Source organism: Mycobacterium malmoense, from assembly GCF_019645855.1.
GTDB classification, from domain to species: domain Bacteria; phylum Actinomycetota; class Actinomycetes; order Mycobacteriales; family Mycobacteriaceae; genus Mycobacterium; species Mycobacterium malmoense.
Genome location: NZ_CP080999.1, coordinates 4,201,308 through 4,218,828, shown reverse-complemented (window position 1 = coordinate 4,218,828; position 17,521 = coordinate 4,201,308). Strand labels below are relative to the sequence as shown.

Annotated in this window: 17 protein-coding genes and 1 tRNA gene; 5 read left to right on the top strand and 13 right to left on the bottom strand. The window is 65.7% G+C overall.

Translation table 11 applies throughout. The features are described 5' to 3' along the window. Positions 1 to 64: 64 nt before the first annotated feature. From K3U93_RS19325 to K3U93_RS19285, 9 genes are all read right to left on the bottom strand, one after another. Complete coding sequence (locus K3U93_RS19325) at positions 65 to 745, bottom strand: response regulator (RefSeq protein WP_071512435.1); 681 nt, start codon at positions 743 to 745, stop codon at positions 65 to 67. Further along, the gene (locus K3U93_RS19320) at positions 742 to 3,318 is read right to left on the bottom strand and encodes a sensor histidine kinase (protein ID WP_083011534.1); all 2,577 of its coding nucleotides are present in this window, start codon (positions 3,316 to 3,318) and stop codon (positions 742 to 744) included. Before K3U93_RS19320 ends, K3U93_RS19325 begins: the two co-directional genes overlap by 4 nt. Before the next feature lie 12 nt (positions 3,319 to 3,330). Further along, a complete protein-coding gene (locus tag K3U93_RS19315) occupies positions 3,331 to 4,254 on the bottom strand; it encodes a potassium-transporting ATPase subunit C (RefSeq protein WP_071512433.1) in 924 nt (307 codons plus the stop codon). Position 4,255: 1 nt separating this feature from the next. After that, positions 4,256 to 6,400, bottom strand: coding sequence for a potassium-transporting ATPase subunit KdpB (kdpB, locus tag K3U93_RS19310; RefSeq protein ID WP_083011533.1), 2,145 nt, complete (start codon positions 6,398 to 6,400; stop codon positions 4,256 to 4,258). Further along, a complete protein-coding gene (gene kdpA, locus K3U93_RS19305; RefSeq protein WP_071512431.1) occupies positions 6,400 to 8,070 on the bottom strand; it encodes a potassium-transporting ATPase subunit KdpA in 1,671 nt (556 codons plus the stop codon). The genes kdpB and kdpA overlap by 1 nt, the downstream gene beginning before the upstream one ends. After that, the gene (locus K3U93_RS19300; RefSeq protein WP_139797116.1) at positions 8,070 to 8,159 is read right to left on the bottom strand and encodes a potassium-transporting ATPase subunit F; all 90 of its coding nucleotides are present in this window, start codon (positions 8,157 to 8,159) and stop codon (positions 8,070 to 8,072) included. The genes kdpA and K3U93_RS19300 overlap by 1 nt, the downstream gene beginning before the upstream one ends. Further along, entirely contained in the window at positions 8,156 to 8,239 is an 84-nt protein-coding gene (locus tag K3U93_RS19295) for a potassium ABC transporter ATPase (protein WP_139797125.1), read from the bottom strand. The genes K3U93_RS19300 and K3U93_RS19295 overlap by 4 nt, the downstream gene beginning before the upstream one ends. 202 nt (positions 8,240 to 8,441) lie before the next feature. Continuing rightward, entirely contained in the window at positions 8,442 to 9,971 is a 1,530-nt protein-coding gene (locus K3U93_RS19290; RefSeq protein ID WP_071512429.1) for a sensor histidine kinase, read from the bottom strand. After that, positions 9,968 to 10,741: a response regulator transcription factor gene (locus K3U93_RS19285; protein WP_071512428.1), complete on the bottom strand. Its 774-nt coding sequence runs from the start codon at positions 10,739 to 10,741 to the stop codon at positions 9,968 to 9,970. Before K3U93_RS19285 ends, K3U93_RS19290 begins: the two co-directional genes overlap by 4 nt. 706 nt (positions 10,742 to 11,447) lie before the next feature. Between K3U93_RS19285 and K3U93_RS19280 the strand changes: the two genes are divergently transcribed. Then, complete coding sequence (locus K3U93_RS19280; protein WP_083011532.1) at positions 11,448 to 12,818, top strand: PPE family protein; 1,371 nt, start codon at positions 11,448 to 11,450, stop codon at positions 12,816 to 12,818. 89 nt (positions 12,819 to 12,907) lie between these two features. Here the strand turns inward: K3U93_RS19280 and K3U93_RS19275 are convergent, their stop codons facing one another. The 4 genes from K3U93_RS19275 to K3U93_RS19260 all read right to left on the bottom strand — a co-directional run bounded on the left by K3U93_RS19275 (position 12,908) and on the right by K3U93_RS19260 (position 15,836). Further along, on the bottom strand, positions 12,908 to 13,192 hold the full coding sequence (locus K3U93_RS19275; RefSeq protein WP_071509402.1) for a WXG100 family type VII secretion target: 285 nt from the start codon (positions 13,190 to 13,192) through the stop codon (positions 12,908 to 12,910). Positions 13,193 to 13,243: 51 nt separating this feature from the next. Then, entirely contained in the window at positions 13,244 to 13,540 is a 297-nt protein-coding gene (locus K3U93_RS19270) for a WXG100 family type VII secretion target (RefSeq protein WP_066914021.1), read from the bottom strand. A 158-nt stretch (positions 13,541 to 13,698) separates the two neighbouring features. Further along, positions 13,699 to 14,922: a PPE family protein gene (locus tag K3U93_RS19265; protein WP_071512426.1), complete on the bottom strand. Its 1,224-nt coding sequence runs from the start codon at positions 14,920 to 14,922 to the stop codon at positions 13,699 to 13,701. Between the two features lie 65 nt (positions 14,923 to 14,987). Continuing rightward, complete coding sequence (locus tag K3U93_RS19260) at positions 14,988 to 15,836, bottom strand: PPE family protein, SVP subgroup (protein ID WP_071512425.1); 849 nt, start codon at positions 15,834 to 15,836, stop codon at positions 14,988 to 14,990. A gap of 358 nt (positions 15,837 to 16,194) precedes the next feature. On the opposite strand from K3U93_RS19260, the gene K3U93_RS19255 reads away from it, so the two are divergent. The 4 genes from K3U93_RS19255 to K3U93_RS19240 all read left to right on the top strand — a co-directional run bounded on the left by K3U93_RS19255 (position 16,195) and on the right by K3U93_RS19240 (position 17,381). Further along, positions 16,195 to 16,268: transfer RNA gene (locus K3U93_RS19255), tRNA-Leu, on the top strand. Between the two features lie 138 nt (positions 16,269 to 16,406). Continuing rightward, positions 16,407 to 16,679 (top strand): hypothetical protein, encoded by a 273-nt coding sequence (locus tag K3U93_RS19250; protein ID WP_230981428.1) that lies wholly within the window; start codon positions 16,407 to 16,409, stop codon positions 16,677 to 16,679. Between the two features lie 3 nt (positions 16,680 to 16,682). Further along, on the top strand, positions 16,683 to 17,042 hold the full coding sequence (locus tag K3U93_RS19245; protein WP_139797210.1) for a hypothetical protein: 360 nt from the start codon (positions 16,683 to 16,685) through the stop codon (positions 17,040 to 17,042). Between the two features lie 105 nt (positions 17,043 to 17,147). After that, positions 17,148 to 17,381, top strand: a complete 234-nt coding sequence (locus K3U93_RS19240; RefSeq protein ID WP_083012666.1) for a hypothetical protein — start codon at positions 17,148 to 17,150, stop codon at positions 17,379 to 17,381. Positions 17,382 to 17,521: the final 140 nt, after the last annotated feature.

The following is a 17,521-nucleotide window of genomic DNA, read 5'->3' as shown; positions in this document are numbered from 1 at the left end:
GCTCACGGCGACGATGTGGCGAAATTCGCGCCCTGGGTGCACGCTCGGCGCCCTGGACGCACGCTCACGCCTCGAACCGGTAGCCCATGCCCGACTCGGTCAGCAGATGTTTGGGGTGTGACGGGTCGTGTTCGAGCTTGCGCCGCAGCTGCGCCAGATACACACGCAGGTAATGGGTTTCGGTGGCATACGCCGGTCCCCAGACCTCCTTGAGCAGTTCCTCGCGGCCGACTAACTTGCCGCGGTTGCGCACCAGCACCTCGAGCATGCCCCATTCGGTCGGCGTGAGATGCACCTCGACGCCGTCCTTGGTGACCTTCTTGGCGGCCAGGTCGACGGTGAACGCGTCGGTTTCGACAACCGGCTCGTCCACTTCGGACGCCGCGGCGCTGCGGCGGACCGCGGCGCGCAGCCGAGCCAGGAACTCGTCCATCCCAAAGGGTTTCGTGACATAGTCGTCGGCGCCGGCGTCCAGGGCCTCGACCTTGTCCGACGAATCGGTGCGTGCCGACAACACGATCACCGGCGCCGTGAGCCAGCCGCGCAGGCCGGCCAGCACCTCGATGCCCGATATGTCGGGTAGACCGAGGTCGAGGATCACCACGTCGGGCTTGTGCTCGGCGGCGGCGCGCAGCGCGCCCGCACCGGTGGAGGCGGTGGTGACCTCGTAGCCCCGCACGGACAGGTTGATTCGCAGCGCGCGCAGGATGTGCGGCTCGTCGTCGATCACCAACACCCGGGTCATCGCGCGCCGACCGGTTGTGGCGCGGCCAGATCCACCATGACGGTCAGTCCGCCGCCCGGAGTGTCGCTGGCCGCGATGGTGCCGCCCATCGCCTCGACGAACCCGCGCGCCACCGACATTCCCAGACCTACCCCGGTGGTGTTGTCGTGATCGCCCATCCGCTGGAAGGCTTCGAAGATCTGGTCTTCGGTGCCCTTCGGGATTCCCGGGCCTTCGTCGATGACATTGATCAGGACGCGATCGCCCACCCGGCCCGCGTTAACACGAACCACGCAGTTGGGCGCGTACCGCAGCGCGTTGTCGATCAGATTGGCAAAGACCCGTTCGAGCAGTCCGGCGTCGGCCATCACCACGGCGTCACCGACGTCGACCTTGACGCGATCGATCGCGGATCGATAAAAGCCGGTGGCGCCCTTGCCGATACTGACCAGCGCGCGTTGCACCGTTTCCTCCAGATACACCCGGCGCAGGTCCGGGCGCACCACACCGGCGGCCAGCCGCGAGGAATCGAGCAGGTTTCCGACCAGCGCGGTCAGCTGATCGATGGACTCCTCGATGGTGGCCAGCAATTCGGCGGTGTCCTCCGGGGAGAAGGCGACGTCTTCGGCGCGCAAGCTGGACACCGCGACCTTGGCCGCCGCCAGCGGCGTACGCAGGTCGTGGCTGACCGCCGAGAGCAGCGAGCGCCTCAGCTCGTCGGCCTGCACGATCGCCTGGGTCCGGCTGGCCTCTTCGGCCAGCTCGCGCTGCCTGATCAGACCCGCGGCCTGCCTGGCCACCGCGCCGAGCACCCGGCGGTCACGCGCGGAAAGCTTCTTGCCGGCCATCAGCATCCAGAATTCTTCGTCACCGACCTCGATCGCGGTGTCGGCGGAATCGACCGTCACACAAGGATCTTTGCCCACGCAGGCGACGAGATAGCTCTTCTTTCCACCCGCGCGCTCTTCCTCGCTGGGCTCGCGCAGCATGCTGACCGCGCGTTGCGAGTAGGTCTCTCGCACGCGTTCCAGCAGCGTCTCGAGGTCGGCGCCGCGCAGCACCGACCCGGCGAACAGCGTCAGCAGTTCGGCCTCCTGGGAGGCCCGTCGGGCCTCCCAGGTGCGTTTGGCCGCGCCGTCGACCAGCACCGCGACCGCGACCGCGATCAGTAACAGGACCAATTCGGTGACGGCGCTGTTGGGTTCGGCGATGGTGAAGCTGTGCCGCGGGGCTATCAGAAAGTAGTTCAGCAGCAGCCCGGACAGCACCGCCGAGAGCACCGCGGGCGCAACGCCTCCCAAAAGCCCGACCAGCAGCACGCCCACGAAGAACAATGCGCTCTCGCCGCCGGTGTCCAGGTACGGGTCCAGCAGCGTCACGGTGACCGCGCAGATGGCCGACGGCACGACAACGGCGGCCAGCCACGACATGACGCGTCGCTCGCGGGGCGCGAGCGACGCCGCCCGGAAACCCCGCTTGGATTCCTCGTGGGTGACGAGGTGCACGTCGATCTTTCCCGACCGCTCGACGATCGTCGGGCCGATGCCCTCCTCGAAGAGGCGCGCCCACCGCGACCGGCGGGAGGTGCCGATCACCAGCTGGGTCGCGTTCATCTCGCGGGCGAAATCGAGCAGTGCCGTGGGTACGTCGTCACCGACCACGGTGTGCAGCGACGCGTCGAGGCTATTGGCCAGCTCGCGAATCTTGGTCATCCTGCGTTCCGACAGGCCGGCCAGCCCGTCGCCGCGCAGGACGTGCACCACCATCAGCTCGGCGCTGGACTTCGACGCGATCCGCGACGCGCGTCGTACCAACGTCTCCGACTCCGGGCCACCGGTGACCGCCACCACGACCCGCTCGCGCGCCTCCCACGTGTCGGTGATCTTGTTCTCCGCGCGGTACTTGGCCAGCGCGGTATCCACCTGGTCGGCCAACCACAATAGCGCCAATTCCCTTAGCGCCGTGAGGTTTCCACGGCGAAAATAATTCGACAGCGCCGCGTCGATCCGCTCCGAGGCATAGACGTTACCGTGGGATAGCCTGCGGCGCAGCGCCTCCGGGGTGATGTCGATGAGTTCCACCTGCGAGGCCTCCCGCACGATGGAGTCCGGCATCGTTTCCTTTTGTTCGATGCCGGTGATCTGGGCGACGACGTCGTTGAGGCTTTCCAGGTGCTGGATGTTGACGGTGGAGATCACCGTGATCCCGGCGTCGAGCAGCTCCTCGACGTCCTGCCACCGTTTTTCGTTCTTGCTGCCCGGCGTATTGGTGTGGGCGAGTTCGTCGACCAGGACAACCTGGGGATGCCGCGCCAGCACGGCCGGCACGTCGAGTTCGGGGAACATGCTGCCGCGGTATTCGATGTACCGCGGCGGGATCATCTCGATACCCTCAAGCAGCTCAGCGGTTTTCCGGCGGCCGTGGGTCTCGACGACGGCGGCCACCAGGTCGGTGCCGCGTTCCAAGCGCCGGTGGGCCTCTCCGAGCATCGCGTACGTCTTGCCGACACCCGGAGCGGCACCGAGGTAGATGCGTAGCTCCCCGCGCTTGGGAGGGTGGTCCCTGAGGCCGACGTCGGTCACGTCAACCATCATGCCCCTATCGCGTTAGCCCGAGACCGGATACCTGTGGTCGAGTTGCAGGTTGAGCTGGAGCACGTTCACCGTGGGCTCGCCGAAAAAGCCCAGGGCGCGGGCGCTGCGGCACTGCGCCACGACCGCACGGATCTGCTCGGGGCTGGCGTGCCTGGCCTTGGCCACCCTGGCGACCTGGATGTCGGCGTAGGCCGGCGAGATATTCGGGTCGAGGCCACTGCCGCTGGCGGTGACCGCGTCGGTGGGCACGGCCGGGTCGGCGGGCGCGGCCCCGCGGATGGGCACGATCTGGCCGATCGAGTAATCCTCACCGTACTTGGCGCACTCGACCCCCACACCCTCGTAGCTGGCCAGGAAGGGCATGGGCGTCGCCTGGCATGGCTCGTTGACGCTGACCACCCGGGTGGGACGAAGCACGTTTCCGCGGGCGTCGCGGGGCCCGATCACCGAGAGCACCGCGCCCACACCGGCGCCCGTGCAGAACGGACGCGACCCGTCGACACCTTCCAGCTTGGCCACCGCCGCGCTGCGCGTGCACACCTGTGTCAGCAGGCTCGGCTTGAAGCCCGCGTCCGACGCGGACTTGCCGGCCGCCAGTTGGGACGGGTCGGCGGGCGTGTCGACGATGCTTTCCGGCCCAAGGTTGCTCCCACCCGACGACAGTGGGTCGTAGCCGGCGCCGGCCGCCGAAGGGCGGCTCTGAAAGTACTGCGGCAGCGGGTTGCCGTCCTTGTCGGTGAACGGCTGGCCGATCAGCCGGCTGCCGACCGGCCTGCCGTTGACGGTCAGAATCGACCCTTCGGCCTTGTCGTGCAGTCCCGGTATCTGCGCGACCAGCCAAACGAACAGCGGGTAGGCGATGCCGGTGATGACGGTCAGCACCAGCAGCCCGCGCAAGGCCGCCCAGTGCGTGCGGACGAAATTCGAGAACCTCATGTCAGGACATCCCTGGGACGAATTGGACGATCAGGTCGATTAGCTTGATCCCGATGAACGGGGCGATGATGCCGCCAATCCCGTAGATGTAGAGGTTGCGGCTCAACAGTTTTGACGCGCTGCTCGGCGTGTAGCGGACGCCGCGCAGCGACAGGGGAATCAGCATGACGATGATGACGGCGTTGAAGATCACCGCCGAGAGGATCGCCGATTGCGGGCTGTGCAGCCGCATGACGTTAATCAGATCCAGGCCGGGGAACAGCGCGACGAACATTGCCGGGATGATCGCGAAGTACTTCGCGATGTCGTTGGCGATCGAAAACGTGGTCAACGCCCCGCGCGTGATCAACAGCTGCTTGCCGATTTCCACGATCTCGATGAGCTTGGTGGGGTCGGAGTCGAGGTCGACCATGTTGCCGGCCTCCTTGGCGGCCGACGTGCCGGTGTTCATCGCCACGCCGACGTCGGCCTGGGCCAGGGCGGGCGCGTCATTGGTGCCGTCACCGGTCATCGCGACCAGCTTGCCGCCTTCCTGCTCGCGCTTGATCAGCGCGAGCTTGTCCTCAGGCGTGGCCTCGGCGAGGAAGTCGTCGACACCGGCCTCGTCGGCAATCGCCTTGGCGGTCAACGGGTTATCGCCGGTGATCATCACCGTCCGGATGCCCATTCGCCGCATCTCGTCGAACCGCTCGCGCATGCCCTGCTTGACGACGTCCTTGAGGTGGATGACACCGAGCACGGCGGCCTTGCCGCCAAGGCGCTCCCCGACGACGAGCGGGGTGCCGCCACCGGCGGAGATGCCGTCGACGATCACGCCGAGCTGGGAGGGCACCTTACCGCCTTGGGCGCGCACCCATTCCGCGACCGAGCTGGCGGCGCCCTTGCGCAGCAGGTGCCCGTCGAGGTCGACGCCCGACATCCGTGTCGCGGCCGAAAACGCCACCCATTCGGCGTGCGTGAGTTCGCCGGGCGTGCGTGCGCGCAGCCCGAAGTGCTGCTTGGCGAACACGACGACCGAACGCCCCTCGGGCGTTTCGTCGGCGAGGCTGGACAACTGCGCGGCGTCGGCCAGCCGCTCAGGGGTGACGCCGTCGAGGGGAACGAAGGCGGAGGCCTGCCGGTTGCCCAGGGTGATGGTGCCGGTCTTGTCGAGCAGCAAGGTGTTGACGTCGCCGGCGGCCTCCACCGCGCGCCCCGACATCGCCAGCACGTTGCGCTGCACCAGCCGGTCCATGCCGGCGATGCCGATGGCCGACAGCAGCGCGCCGATCGTCGTGGGGATCAGGCACACCAGTAGCGACACCATCACGATTCCGGTGACGCCACTTGCGTTGAGCGCCTGGGTGTCTGGGACGCCCGGATTGTTCATCTTGGAATAGATCGCCAGCGGCTGCAGGGTGGCGACGGCGAACACGAAGATGATCGTCAACGCGGCCAGCAGGATGTTCAGCGCGATCTCGTTGGGGGTTTTCTGCCGGTTGGCGCCCTCGACGAGCGTGATCATCCGGTCGATGAAGCTTTCCCCAGGCTTTTGGGTGATGTGCACGACGATCCGGTCGCTCAGCACGGTGGTGCCGCCGGTGACCGCCGAACGATCACCGCCGGACTCGCGGATCACCGGCGCCGACTCGCCGGTGATCGCCGATTCATCCACCGAGGCAATGCCTTCCACCACGTCGCCGTCGCCCGGTATCACCTGCCCGGCCTCGACCACGACGATGTCGCCCTGTTGCAGCAGCGGCGCGGCAACCTCTTCCTCCACGGCGGAAGCGCCGGGTTTCCAGTCTCTCAGCCGCCGGGCCAGGGTATGGGTCTTCGCTTTGCGCAGCGTCTCGGCCTGGGCCTTGCCGCGCCCTTCGGCCACCGCCTCGGCGAGGTTGGCGAAAAGCACCGTCAGCCAAAGCCAGACCACGATCAACCAGGCGAACCATGTTTCGTTGGCGATCGCCAACCAGGTGCTCCAGGCGGCGCCGATCTCGACGATGAACATCACCGGGTTGCGCCACAGGGTCCGCGGGTCGAGCTTGCGCAGCGCGTGCGGCACCGACTTCCACAGCATCTTGGGGTCGAGCAGGCCGCCCTGCACCCGTTTCGGGATTGCGTGGGTCGGCTGCGTCGGCGCAGACGAATCGACGGTGACGGTCATCAGTGGATTCCTTCGGCGAGAGGCCCGAGCGCCAGCATGGGCAGGAAAGTGAGGGCGACGAGAATCACCGTGACCCCGGCGACCATTCCGACGAACTGCGGCCGATGCGTGGGCAGTGTGCCGGCCGATTGCGGCGTGGCGCCCTGCTTGGCCAGCGAGCCGGCCAGGGCGAGCACGAGCACGATCGGCAGGAACCTGCCGAAGACCATGGCCAGCCCGAGGGCGGTGTTGTACCAGTTGGTGTTGGCGGACAGTCCGGCGAAGGCCGACCCGTTGTTGTTGGCCGCCGAGGTGAACCCGTACAAGACTTCGGACAGCCCGTGCGGGCCGCCGTTGAGCATGCCGGCGCGTTCGCCGGGCAGTGCCATCGCGATCGCGGTGCCGATCAGCACGATCAGCGGCGTCACCAGGAAATAGCTTGCGGCGAGCTTGATTTCGCGGGGGTTGATCTTCTTGCCGAGGTATTCCGGTGTGCGCCCGACCATCAGGCCGGCGACGAAGACGGTGATCACCGCCAGGATCAGCATGCCGTACAGACCGGATCCGGTGCCGCCGGGCGCGACCTCCCCGAGCTGCATGTTGAACATCGCGACCATGCCACCGAGGCTGGTGTAGGAGTCGTGAGTCGAATCGACGGCACCGGTAGAGGTAAGTGTGGTCGCGGCGGCGAACACCGCCGAGTCGGCGACACCCAACCGCTGTTCGACTCCCTCCATCGCCCGGCTGACGGCGGTCGGCACGGTGCCGTGGTGCTGCAGTTGCATCCACATCGCCATGCCGGAGCTGACCAGGGCCAACGTCGCCATGACCGCGGCGATCGCGAAGCCCTGCTTGGTGCTGCCCACCATGCGGCCGAACGTGCGGGGCAGCGAGAAGCCAATGACCGCGATCAGAAAGATCTCCAGCCAGTTGGTCCACGCGGTGGGGTTCTCAAACGGGTGCGCGGAGTTGCCGTTGTAGAAGCCGCCGCCGTTGGTGCCGAGTTCCTTGATGACTTCCTGGCTGGCGACCGGGCCGCCGGTGATGGTCTGCTGGGTGCCGTTAAGGGTGGTGACAATTTGGTCGTGCAGATGGAAGTTCTGGATCGCCCCACCCGCAACGAGCAGGACCGCACTGATGACTGCGATCGGCAGCAGGATGCGCAGCGTGCCGCGCACCAGGTCGACCCAGAAGTTCCCCAGATCGCCGGTGCGCCTGCGGGCAAACCCGCGCACCAGCGCGACCGCCACGGCCATGCCGACGGCGGCCGAGACGAAGTTCTGCACCGCCAGCCCGGCCATCTGCACCAGATGGCCCTGCGTCGATTCGCCGGAGTAGGCCTGCCAGTTGGTGTTGGTGACGAAGCTGACCGCGGTGTTCCACGCCAGCCCAGGCGTCATCTGGGTGGCCGGATCGTGCAGGTGCAACGGCAACTTGCCCTGCACCAGCTGGAACACGAACAGGAAGAGGATGCTGATCGAGGAAAACGCCAAGACGCTTCGGGCGTAGGCGCCCCAGGTTTGCTCCGAGCGCGCGTCGACACCGATCAGCCGATAGATCACCCGTTCGGCGTAGAGGTCCTTCTCCGACGTGTACACCCGAAACATGTAGTCGCCGAAGGGCACATGCACCACGACCAGTGCTGCGACGAGAACGGCGAGGAAGATCAGCCCCGCCGCCGTGGTGCTCACTAGAACCTCTCCGGGAACAGCAGGGCGCAGCCGAGAAACAGCGCGAGAAGGATGGAAAGCACCAAGCCGACGACGTTTTCGTAGCTCACAGCCGCTCGACCAACTTCTGCGCCAGGCCGAGCACGGCGAACACCGCCACCGTCAGCACGACGTATATCAACACGCCCATCTTGTCTCCGTTCGGCGCCAATCACGTGCATACGAAAGGACCTCATCGAGGTCAGCCACAGCGCAGCCCTCGGAGGCAAGGTCAGCTTGAAAGTAGACGGGACCGCTTCGGTAGGGCCTTTGGTTGACACTTTCCTAACGGCGCCCCAGGGCACCTTTACGTTTTCTTTACGCCCGAATTCTCTCGTCGAACGGTTTGCCAATCAACGGCGCTTTGCGGCGTGCCGGCCTATGGCCGGGTCTTCGATCAGCGGAAGCCGAACCCGGAAAACCGTTCTGCCATTGGCGGATTCGGCGGTGACCGAGCCTTGGTGTGCCTTGACGATCGAATTCACGATGGCCAGGCCCAGCCCGATGCCCGAACCGTAAGACCTGGACGTGTCCGCGCGGACGAACCGCTCGAACAGCCGGGGAAGGAGTTCCGCGTCAATGCCGGGGCCATTGTCGGCGACGGTCAACTCCGCGTAGGGGGCATCGGGGTTGCCGGGATGGCAAGTGATCCCCGTGGTCACCGTGACGTCGGGCGGCGTGTGCAGCCGGGCATTGCTGAGCAGATTGCTCACCAGCTGGTGGAGCCGGGCGTGATCCCCGCGAACCCACACCGGTTCCTCGGGCAGCTCCTTGACCCAGCGGTGGGTCGGCGCCGCGACGGCCGCGTCGTTCACCGCATTGATGACGAGCTCGGCCAGGTCGACGTCTTGGGTCTGCAGGTCTTCGCCCTCGCCCAGGCGCGAGAGCAGCAGCAGCTCGTCGACAAGCAGCGCCATCCGGCGCGCTTCGGACTCGATGCGGGCCAGCGCGTATTCGGTGGTCGGCGGCAGCGCCGAGCTGTCCTGGCGGGTCAGTTCGGCGTATCCCTGGATCGCCGCCAGCGGGGTTCGCAGCTCGTGGCTGGCGTCGGTGATGAATTGCCGCATCCGCCGATCGGATTCGGCGCGATGGGCCAGGGCGCCATCCACGTTGTCCAGCAACCGATTCAAGGTATGCCCGACGATCCCGACTTCGTTGTCCGGATCGGTGTCACCGGGCTGGACCCGCGCGCCGATCCGGTGGTCGTCGCCGACGAGCGGCATGGCGGCGACCTCCCCGGCGGTCGCGGCGACGCGGCGCAGCGGGCGCAGCGCGTAGCTGACCACCCAGGCCGTGAGCGCGGCCGTGATCAGCAGCACCGCAACCAAAAACACTGCGAGAGTGACTATTCGGCCTCCGACGGTCCGGTTGATGAAGTTCACCGACACCCCGACGAGGAGGCGGTCGTCGGTGCCGTCGACGCTTTGGCTGTCCACCCGGAACGAACCGAGGCCGCCCAGTGTCACGGTGCGCGGCAGGCCGTCCTGCCAGGTCTGCGCCTCGACGGCCGCAACGACATCGGGCGGGGCAGGTCGCGGGCCGTCGTCGAAAAAGATCGCCGAGCCGATCACGTGGCCGTCGTGGAGCACGGCGATGACGTTGCCCGCATTCTGTCCGGTGAACCCCAGAAGCGCACGCCCGATATCCGATCTATCGTGATGCTCCGCATCGTCCTGGTGGTACTTGGCGAACGAATGATTCAGTGCGTCCAGGGATTCCGCGACCTCGGCGTCGTTCATGGCGGTGACATAGGTTCGCAAATTCAGGACGGACACCACGCCGACCACCATCAGGACGATCGTCACGACGGCCGACACGCCCAATACCAGCTGTCGGAGCAACGAGTGCGGGCGCCACCACGGAGTGGTTCGCGCTCCGGTCATTCCGGCGGTCGCAGCATGTATCCAACACCGCGGACGGTGTGGATCATCGGCTCCCTGCCGGAGTCGATCTTCTTCCTCAGGTACGAGATGTACAGATCGACGATGCTGGTGCGCCCGGCGAAGTCGTAATTCCATACCCTGTCGAGGATTTCGGTGCGGCTCAACGCGCGACGGGGATTGCGCATGAGGAAGCGAAGCAGCTCGAACTCGGTCGAAGAAAGCGATATTGGCGTGCCGTCGCGGATGACCTCGCGGCTGGCGGTGTCGACGCGCAGGTCGCCGACCTTCAGGCTTTCGGGGGCGGGCGGGGTTTGCTGGGTGGATCTGCGTAGCAACCCGCGCAGTCGGGCGACCAGTTCCTCGAGGCTGAACGGCTTGGTCATGTAATCGTCGGCGCCCGCGGTCAGGCCGGTGACCCGGTCCATGACCGAATCGCGCGCGGTGAGGAACAGTGTGGGGGTGTAGGAATCGGATTCGCGGATCCGCTGCAGTATTCGCAGCCCGTCCACGTCGGGAAGCATGATGTCGAGGACCAGGACGTCGGGATTGACGCTGTCGAACTTCGCGATGGCCTCGCGCCCGTTGTGGGCGATGTCGACGACCCAGCCTTCGTAGTGCAGCGCCATCTTCACCAGGTTGGTCAGCGCCGGCTCGTCGTCCACCAGCAAAACCCGGATGGGTGAGCCATCGGTGCGGTAGATGCGGGGCAGCTGCCCAAGGATCGCCTGGCGTGGTCGCTGGCTGCTCGCGTGTCCCGACATTGCGGTCATGTTCCTACATTCTCGCAAGCGCACATGCGGTTGTCACGGACTTCATAGAGTTCTCAAATAAAACTCTGTTCCCCAGCTCACACCGCGACCGGCACAAATATGTGTTTTATATGTGTTGCATCAGCGACGTTGATATTGAGCTCATTTCCCAAAAATACTGGGACGCATGGTCGCTGGTTTGACGGAGTTGAGCCATTTTCGAGGGGTAGCTCCCCAAACCATCGGCATGGGAATGAATTTCGTTGATTACGAGATGCCGCGCTTCAGTGGACTGCCGTCGGACCTCGATATGCACGCACGACGGCCGGGACGACGGTGTCCCGCCTTTCGTTAACGCAAAGTTACGTAAAGTTACGAATAACGGTAGATCTCAATGCTTTTCCTAACGCGAGTTCTGAATGCACCATCGGAAATCACCTCAGCGACGGTCGGCGACTTTCAGGCCTGCGGTTTCGCGGGCTCTCCAACGGTCGCCCGAAATGTGTCCGGTTCGAGTCTTTCCGAACGGGTGATGACGACGGGCGTCGACGGCGACGCCCGTGCGTGCGGCCACACGCCTCGTCGCCCTCGGCAGTCGGGGCGGCGCGCGGCCTTCCCGGGCCTGCGGCCCGTTTTCGGCGACGCCGGTGTGGCGCGGCGCCGAGGACGGCGAGGCGAGTCGCGTGGAACCGGGCCAGCAAACTCAACCAAGAGATGGGGATAGGCGATGGACTTTGGCGCATTGCCACCAGAGATCAACTCCGGCCGGATGTATACGGGTCCTGGGCCGGCGACGATGCTGGCCGCCTCCGCGGGATGGGAGTCGCTGGCCGCCGAGCTGCAGACCGCCGCCAGCGGTTATCAGTCGGTGGTCTCGAGCCTCGCCGACGAGGCGTGGCTGGGGCCGACGTCGATGTCGATGGCCGCCGCGGTCGCGCCCTATGTGTCGTGGATGACGATTACCGCTGAGCAGTGCGAGCAGGCCGCCACCCAGGCCACGGCCGCCGCGACGGCCTTCGACACGGCCTACGCGATGACGGTGCCGCCGCCGCTGATCGCGGCCAACCGCGCGCAGCTCATGGCGTTGATCGCGACCAACTTCCTCGGGCAGAACACGCCGGCGATCATGGCGACCGAGGCCGAGTACGCCGAAATGTGGGCCCAGGACGCGATGACCATGTACAACTACGCCGCCACCTCGGCTTCCGCATCAATGTTCAGCACCTTCACGTCGCCGCCACAAACGACCAACCCGGGCGGGCTTGCCGGCCAAGCCGGTGCCGTCGCCCAAACGGCCGGCACCCAGGCCGGCGGCAACGTTCAGACGATGTCGACTCAGTTGATGTCCTCAGTGCCCCAAGCCCTGCAGGGTCTGGCGACTCCGGGATCGTCGTCGAGCGCGGGCCTGTCGCAGGCGGCGATGGGCACCGGGGCGTCGCTGGGATCGTCGGGAGCTTCCGCGCCGATCAGCGCGCTGTCGAGCCTGACCAGCGCGTCCAGTAAAACCGCGACCAAGAGTGCCAGCACCGGGGCGGGGGTCGTGTCCGGCTTGACGTCGAGCCTGACATCGGTGTTGGGCGGGAGCGGGGCGACCGGCCTGTTTGACGTGGTCGGCATTGGTTCCGATGCCGCCGGCCTGGGTGCTGATGGTGCCGGATTGGGCTCCGACGGAGCCGGACTCGGTTTCGACGGATACGGCCTGTCGCTGGACTTCGCGGGCGCCGGGTCGATTCTGGGCGCCGAGGGGGTTTCCGGCTTTCCCGCTCCGGGGGAGTTGGGTGACGGTCTGGGAAGCCTAGGGCTGGGCGGTGTGGGCGGCCTCGGCGAAAGCGCCTCGGTGGGCGTCGGCCAAGCGTCCGCACTCGGTACCTTGTCGGTACCACCGAGTTGGGCCGAGGCGGTGTCGTCGGTTACGCCGCTGCCCGCTCTCGACGCCAACGTCATGCCAGGCGGGTGGGGTGCGGTGCCGGGGTCGGCGCCCGGCGCGGGCATTTCCAAGCTGCCCTTGGGCGGTATGGTCGGGCGCGAGTCCGACGGTACGGTTCAGCGGATCGGGTTCCGCTCCTCGCTGATTCCGCGTTCGCCGGTGGCCGGATAGAACGGTCAGCGGCGCAACGTAATTCGACGGTTGGACAGACAACGGGGCCGCACACCGATCGGTGTGCGGCCCCGCCTGAAGCTGCGGTGTCAGGCCCAGCTGGAGCCGACGGCGCTGTCGGTGCTGGCCATGTTGCTGCCGGCGGTCTGCACCTTTTGCCCGTGGGCGTTGGCCTGCTCGTAGATCACCTGGAAGTTGCGGCCCAACTGGGTGATGAACTCCTGGCAGGCCACCGACCCGGAGCCACCCCAAAAGTCCCCAGCGGCCAGCACATCACGAACGATGGCCTGGTGCTCGGCCTCCAACGAAGCCGCCTGGGCACGAATGGTGGCGCCATGGGCGTCCACATCGCCGAACTGGTAATTGATGGTCATGTTTATGTCCTCCTGAGTTGAAAGTGTTGGACAGCAGCCGGTTTTCGGCCGCTAGCTGCCGAGGATTTGCTGGGAGGCCTGCTCTTGCTGCTCGTAGTTGTTGGCGTCGCGGATCAACCCGTCGCGCACCCCGTGCAGCATGTTCACGATGTTGCGAAACGCCTGATTCATCTGACCCATGGTGTCGTACGAAGTCGCCTGGGCCTGCCCGCTCCAACCCGCGCCAGCGATGTTCATCGAGGATGCCCACATCTTGCGAGCCTCGTCCTCCACCGTCTGCGCATGCACCTCAAAACGACCCGCCATCGCCCGCATCTCGTGCGGATCGGTCATAAAACGTGTTGCCATGTTGCCTTTCTCCTTATCTCGGAACTTTCAGTTCGTTTTTCAGTTTGTTGAAGCCTTGTCAGTTGTGCCCTATGCGGCGGTAGCCGCATAACGGGTAGATTACGGCCTCACGGTCAACTGTTCGCCTCAAATGGGTGACACATCCGCCTTTTCCCGTGTCAGACAACCACCTGCTTGGGCATGACGATGGGCTTGAACCCGTATCGCGGACCGGCGTAGGCGCCGGCACCCTTGGCTGCCGCCGCCATTCCCGGCATGCCGGGCATCGCCGCGACCGGCTCGCCCGCCTCGGAGGCGACGGTCCATCCCGACCCTTCCAGCGGAGCGGTCGAGGAAGCCAGCGTCGCCGGGGTCGCCGCCGACCAGCTGGCCGGCACCGACAGACCGCCGACCGCGGACGCCTCGCCCAGGCCCGCCGACATCGCTCCGCCCAGGCCGGTCGGCGCCACCGCGCCCACCATGGTTCCTTCCGCCACGCCGGCCGCACCGGCGACCGGTGCCACGTCGCTGGCGGCCCAGCCGCCGATCGCCGCCGGCGTGTTGGCAACCGTGTGTATCAACGACACCGACGTCGGGATGGTGTTACCGACGAACCATGCCGCCGTGACACCGAACTGCTGAACGCCGTTGAAGCTGAACAGGGTGCCGCCAAGGCCGTCGAGCGCATAGATGAGGTTCGCCGCCTCGGGGAAGTTGGTTTGCAAAAAGCTCCAGACACCACTACCGAACGGCTGCGAGGTCAACGACGTCAGATTGCTCAGGATCCCACTCAAGCCCGACGCCGCCGGGTTGGCGGTGGCATTCGCGAACGCCGCCGAAACCGCGGAGGTTTGGGTGGCGGCCGCGGCCGGGCTGGCGGTCGGCGACGCCGGCGTCAGCGGCTGAAGGACCCCGGTGGCCGCCGAGGAAGCCGCGTAGGTGTACATCGTGAGGGCGTCTTGGACCCACATCTCGGCGTACTGGGCTTCCGTGGCGGCGATCGCCGGGGTGTTGATGCCAAGGAAGTTCGTCGCGACGAGCGCCGCCAGCAGCGACCGGTTCGCGGCGATCACCGGCGGTGGCACCGTCGCCGCGAAGGCCGTCTCGTAGGCGGCCGCCGACGCCGACGCCTGGGTGGCCGCCTGCTCTGCGGCCGCGGCCGTGGTGCTCAGCCAGCCCACATACGGCTCGGCCGCGGCCGCCGCCGCTGCCGACCCCGCGCCGGTCCACTGCTGGGAGGTCAGGTTCGCAATGATCGACTCCCAGGAGGACGCCGTGGTGCTCAACTCGGCGGCCAGGTTGCTCCAGGCGGTCGCAGCCGCCATCAGCGGTCCCGAACCGGCACCGGCGTACATGAGTCCGGAGTTGACCTCGGGGGGCAAAGCTGCAAAATCCAAAACCATTTTGTGTATCCGTTTCTTTTGTCGGAATGTCGCTTCTTTAACTACGCACGACTGCGGGCGTCCGCCTAAACGGCCTTGACCTTCGGCATGACGATGGGCTTGACGCCGTAGCGCGGGGCGCCGAAGCCTGCGCTGTTGCGTGCGGCCGCGCCCAGTCCGGGCATGCCAGGCACGATGGTTCCGGGACCGGCCTGTGGCGCGGCGGAGGTCCAACCCACGGTCTGGACCGCCGTGGCAGGGCTCACACCCGGGGTAAAGGAACCGGCCCAACTCGGCGGCACCGACAACTTGCCGACCATGGTCGCCTGGCCCGCGCTTGCGACCGGCATGGCGGCCATGGCCCCCATGCCGCCCATGCCCGGGCCGACCGGCGTCGTCGTGCCGGCGAGGTCCGCGGCCCCAGCCACGCTGGCGGCGTCGGTGGCAGGCCAATCGATCAGGCCGCCACCGGCCATGCCGAGGCAGTCGGACATGGCCGAGGCCCAGTTCCCGCCCTCGTAGCTGAGGAAGTTGGCCCCGTTGCTCGACAGGCCCAATGGGTTGCCGCCGACGCTATTGCCCGGGCCGCCAAGGAACGTGCTTATTTGGTTGAGGAACCCGGTCAGCGAATCGATCGGCGACGACGCAGCGACGTTGGCTGCCTCGGTGTCGCTGTAGGTACCGGAGCTGAGCCCCAGGGTGCTGACGAACTGCTGTTGGATGGCCTGGGCTTCGGCGGCGATCTGCTGGTACAGCGTGCCGTAGCTCGAGAAGATCGATGCCTGCAGGGCCGATACCGGGTCCGCAGCTGCGGGAGCGATGGCGGTCGTCGGTGCGGCAGCGCCGGCATTCTGCGCCGTCAGTGAATTGCCGATCCCCTCCAGCTGCGTCGCCGCGGACAGCAACTCTTCAGGGATTGTTGTCAAGAACGACATCTGTTGCTCCTAGTGTTGGAATAACGTCGACCCCCACGCGGGGCATCGACCCTGTGTGTTGGCGTAACGGCACCTGTGCGTCGGCGTAAGGCTAACGAGCCACGACTCCACATTCCCGACTGAAAAGGCTAGGGTGACGGCCGTTTACGGCTTCTTAACGCTGGCGCGGGCAGTTTTAACAGGGTTCTGTCGGGCGACATAGGGCTGTCATCTGTCGTCCGCCGGCAAAACGGGGAGACGGCGCGCGGCGCGCGGATCCTACGCCGACGCCGGCCGCCACGCATCTTCGGAATTTGGCCGATTTTGGGTGGGATGCGATGTCCCGGCGCCAGGCTCCGCGCGCTACATTCGCCGCCGGGCCCCCATAGCCCAATTGGCAGAGGCAGCGGACTTAAAATCCGTCCAGTGTCGGTTCGAGTCCGACTGGGGGCACGGTAAAAGGACCTAGGACCCTGCCCCGGACCTGGTGCTCCTGAGAATCGGGGCGTCTGCCTATGACACATCGATTGACCAGGGAATTTCTTATCCGCTCGTGCGTCATGGCTCTTCGCGGGCATACTGTGACATTGGTTGGCAAAGCCTGTCGGAGGCATCGTCTACCGTCAGGGTCGGCTCAAGGCGGTCGAGGGAGAGGTAAAAGACATGACTGCGGTGGCCGAACCAAGCGCCGATGTGTTGGTGGCAAATCGAGATGATCTGAAGAAGGCTATCGACAACGCCTTGCGGCGCGCAGAATGCACCTTCGACGAGTTAGCGGAGCAAGCCAGGACCGGCAACTACGCGTCGACTCGCGCCCGACTGGCCTGGATGGCGATAGGCGACTTGTACGGCGTTGTCCTCTGACGATTGACGCTCGATTTACGCGGAGAGGCGCGTCGGCTCGCGGGTTCTCTCAGCGACATGCTCAACGGCACCGTTTGTGACGGACCTAGACTTAATGCAGTGCTCCGTGACCCTATCGCCGGTGTCAAGAACGGCATGAATATCGGGTATAAGATCACTAAGCAAGACCAAGATTTGCGGTGCGGGATTCCGCTATCGATCAGCGGAAAGCGCGCGAAGATATACCTCGGATTCTTCATGCACTTGCAGGCAGATGACGCCCGACAGTACATGCTGGTTAAAGAGTCGATGACGTTGCTCGCATTAGATGAAAATTTGTCGAAAGAATTGCTTCATTACGACTTCCAGCGAGATAAGCACTAAGAGGAGCCAGGGTACCCCGAAGCGCACTTACAGGCATGCGCCTCATCTGAGGCCTGGGAACTTGCAGGCCAGAGGCCAACCGATGAATTCCTTGAGCTGTCGAAGATGCACTTGCCCGTTGGCCCGTTAGGCGGCAAGAGATTTCGGCCAACGCTGGAAGACGTTATCGAATTTCTGATCGTTGAGAAAATGGTTGAACACCGCGAAAGCTGGCAAGAGGCGCTTTACAAGACGCGAAAGCCATTTCACGATCTACAGTTGAAGGCTGCCGTACGCAAAAACCAATTTGTCGCCAAAGAAGCGCTTGAAGAAGAAGGATGGACGGTGACCCGCGGCTAATTTCGTCTCGGCGTGAGCGCTCTTTTCAGTCGTTACGGGCGCGTCTGGCGATATCGGCAGTGCGCCTGTTGGTTCGAGTCCGACTGGGGCACGCCGTAAACGTGTTGAGCCCAACCGGGCCTTGCCGCCGACGGCACCGC

Excerpts from the sequence above, each read along its gene's own strand:
- K3U93_RS19270 (WP_066914021.1), bottom strand. The coding sequence starts at position 13,540 with ATGGCAACACGTTTTATGACCGATCCGCACGAGATGCGGGCGATGGCG.
- K3U93_RS19295 (WP_139797125.1), bottom strand. The coding sequence starts at position 8,239 with ATGGGCGTGTTGATATACGTCGTGCTGACGGTGGCGGTGTTCGCCGTG.
- K3U93_RS19285 (WP_071512428.1), bottom strand. The coding sequence starts at position 10,741 with ATGACCGCAATGTCGGGACACGCGAGCAGCCAGCGACCACGCCAGGCG.
- K3U93_RS19280 (WP_083011532.1), top strand. The coding sequence starts at position 11,448 with ATGGACTTTGGCGCATTGCCACCAGAGATCAACTCCGGCCGGATGTAT.
- K3U93_RS19315 (WP_071512433.1), bottom strand. The coding sequence starts at position 4,254 with ATGAGGTTCTCGAATTTCGTCCGCACGCACTGGGCGGCCTTGCGCGGG.
- kdpB (WP_083011533.1), bottom strand. The coding sequence starts at position 6,400 with ATGACCGTCACCGTCGATTCGTCTGCGCCGACGCAGCCGACCCACGCA.
- K3U93_RS19290 (WP_071512429.1), bottom strand. The coding sequence starts at position 9,971 with ATGACCGGAGCGCGAACCACTCCGTGGTGGCGCCCGCACTCGTTGCTC.
- K3U93_RS19265 (WP_071512426.1), bottom strand. The coding sequence starts at position 14,922 with ATGGTTTTGGATTTTGCAGCTTTGCCCCCCGAGGTCAACTCCGGACTC.
- K3U93_RS19325 (WP_071512435.1), bottom strand. The coding sequence starts at position 745 with ATGACCCGGGTGTTGGTGATCGACGACGAGCCGCACATCCTGCGCGCG.
- K3U93_RS19240 (WP_083012666.1), top strand. The coding sequence starts at position 17,148 with ATGCACTTGCCCGTTGGCCCGTTAGGCGGCAAGAGATTTCGGCCAACG.
- K3U93_RS19260 (WP_071512425.1), bottom strand. The coding sequence starts at position 15,836 with ATGTCGTTCTTGACAACAATCCCTGAAGAGTTGCTGTCCGCGGCGACG.
- K3U93_RS19320 (WP_083011534.1), bottom strand. The coding sequence starts at position 3,318 with ATGATGGTTGACGTGACCGACGTCGGCCTCAGGGACCACCCTCCCAAG.
- K3U93_RS19275 (WP_071509402.1), bottom strand. The coding sequence starts at position 13,192 with ATGACCATCAATTACCAGTTCGGCGATGTGGACGCCCATGGCGCCACC.